The sequence below is a fragment of the Marinilactibacillus piezotolerans genome (assembly GCF_900114235.1).
GTDB classification, from domain to species: Bacteria; Bacillota; Bacilli; order Lactobacillales; family Carnobacteriaceae_A; genus Marinilactibacillus; species Marinilactibacillus piezotolerans.
Window position 1 is genome coordinate 1 of sequence record NZ_FOSJ01000115.1, and the last position, 1,595, is coordinate 1,595.

Consider the following 1,595-nt stretch of genomic DNA (forward strand, 5'->3'; position numbering starts at 1 on the left):
CAACTTTTGTTCAACGTATTCTTGAAGATGAACCAACAAAAGAAGTGGAAGAGTTATTAGATTTCAGTTTATCGGTTGGTTTGCCTGTTTTTTTACAATCGGCGTTCTATAATCCCTCCTCTAAGCAGTGATTAACCCTTGACCCATTTTTTCTTGTCCTACTAATGTTACATTAGCTGCTTTTAACACTGCATCCGTTGCTTTGATTGATGCAATTAAACCACGTGTTTCAATTAAGCCTAATACTTTTTGTTGCATAAATTATTACCCCATTCAAACTAATTTCTCATAATGGAAAATAATAAATACAAAAATATTTTCTATGCTTCATATGCATTTTGAAATAGTTTTATGATATCATCCTTGTTACCAACTCTAGGGTTAGAAAAAGCATTACCATCTTTCAATGCATTTATTGCCATCTGATCAAAATCTTCTGGCAAAGCACCCAAATCCTTAATATTTGTTGGTATACCAACATCTTCAGAAATAAGAATCATCGCTTCAATAGCTTTATCGGCAGCTTCCCTAACGGATAATCCTGCAATATCCTCACCTAGTAATTCTGCAATATCAGAAAAACGCTCTGGATTACTAATAATATTCCATTTTTCAACAGTCGGCATCAACACAGCACAACACACTCCGTGAGGAGCATCGTACTGCCCACCTAATTGATGAGCCATTGCATGAACATAACCTAAGTCTGCATTATTGAAAGCCATTCCAGCTAAAATTGAAGCATAGGCCATATTGGTTCTTGCTTCTACGTCATGTCCATTAGCTACGGCACGTCTTAGATATTTACTAATTAATTTTATTCCTTGAATCGCTTGGGCGTCTGTAATTGGATTTCTATTTACTGATACATACGATTCTACACAGTGTGTTAAGGCATCCATACCTGTGGCAGCAGTTAGGGCTGCCGGAATATCCAGCATGAGCATTGGATCATTAAAGGAAACTAATGGGACATTTCTCCAAGAAACAACAACAAATTTCAAATGAGTTTTTTCATTGGTTATAACCGCATGTCGTGTAATTTCTGAGGCCGTTCCAGCTGTTGTATTTACAGCCATTAGCGGGGGCAAAGGGTTTTCTAATGTTTCAATTCCGGCAAGGGCTGATAGGTCATCACCATTTGATAAAACAATACCAATTCCTTTTCCACAATCATGAGATGATCCACCACCTATCGTAATGATTGAATCACAATCATTATCCATATATATCTTTTTACCTTCTTTAACATTCCTTATTTTCGGGTTTGGTTCTATACCATCAAAAATAACGTATGCAATATCAGCTTTCAGTAAAGAAATTTCTGCCTGTTTAACTGGCCCATTATCTAAATTTCTTAAGAAAGCATCTGTTACAATCAATACTTTTTTCATATTCAACATTTTTGCTCTTTCTCCGACCTTTTCAACTACCCCAGGGCCAAAAAAATTTACATTAGGCATCATAAAATCATAATTCTCTTTTAACATATCTATTCCCCCCTGAACAATTCATACTTTTCGTTGAAACATGTGCCAACTGCCTAACGGCAGCTTAAATTTACTTTTTCATTTTCACCTGTTAAGTGATGAAAA

General features: G+C 35.7%; 1 protein-coding gene and 1 pseudogene. Both read right to left on the reverse strand.

Annotated elements, in window-relative coordinates:
- Positions 1-126: 126 nt before the first annotated feature.
- A pseudogene (locus tag BM212_RS12305) lies at positions 127-258 on the reverse strand (BMC domain-containing protein); the annotation flags it as partial.
- A gap of 62 nt (positions 259-320) precedes the next feature.
- Positions 321-1,490: an iron-containing alcohol dehydrogenase gene (locus BM212_RS12310; RefSeq protein WP_072693678.1), complete on the reverse strand. Its 1,170-nt coding sequence runs from the start codon at positions 1,488-1,490 to the stop codon at positions 321-323.
- Between the last annotated feature and the right edge of the window lie 105 nt (positions 1,491-1,595).

Excerpts from the sequence above, each read along its gene's own strand:
- BM212_RS12310 (WP_072693678.1), bottom strand. The coding sequence starts at position 1,490 with ATGTTAAAAGAGAATTATGATTTTATGATGCCTAATGTAAATTTTTTT.